Source organism: Vibrio sp. YT-19(2023) (assembly GCF_033337395.1).
The window spans coordinates 1-581 of sequence record NZ_JAWOQN010000842.1; the positions used below are offsets into that span (position 1 = coordinate 1).

Below are 581 nucleotides of genomic sequence, written 5' to 3' on the forward strand. Positions count from 1 at the left end.
GAGCCAGAGACAAGACCTAGAGAGGCTGGCTCAACAGCTACAGGGCCAGCTAGAGAACGGCGATATTAGCGAAGACCTAGCGAACCTAAGAAAAGAAATCCAAGCAGTGGAGAAACAACAGAATGAATAAAAGTGTATTGGCGTTAGTTATGGGGTCTGTGTTGGCTTTGTCGGGATGTGACAATAGTCCTGTGGGCGTGTCAGGAGGCAGCGAAACGGGGTCTAGCTCTAGCAGTAGCCAAGGCGTGGACACATCAAAAGAACTTAACCAATCAAAAGCAGTTACGGTTATGGTGGCTCGGTCTCTAGCTCCGCTGATTACTGAAACCGCCACAGACCTATACGGGAGATCTCCGGGTAAAGGTCTGAACTGGCAACTAATCAAATTGCTCTATGAAGTAGAGCGCGGAACGGAGGAGGAGAAGCAAAAAGTAATTAAAGAGTTGGATGCACTGGATTTAAATGATGCATTGAAAGACGCGCCACAAATACAACAGGATTGGGTTAGGAACACTGTAAACGCAATCAGAGGGCCTTCAGGGTTGCGCGGTGAGATTATCGCAAGTGCAGTCTTTGCCTAT

At 48.0% G+C, this 581-nt stretch carries 1 protein-coding gene; it reads left to right on the forward strand.

The window, feature by feature from the left end; translation table 11 throughout:
• Positions 1 to 122: 122 nt before the first annotated feature.
• Positions 123 to 581 (forward strand): hypothetical protein (locus tag R7E78_RS28770; RefSeq protein WP_318058967.1); only part of this gene is annotated, 459 nt, incomplete at its 3' end.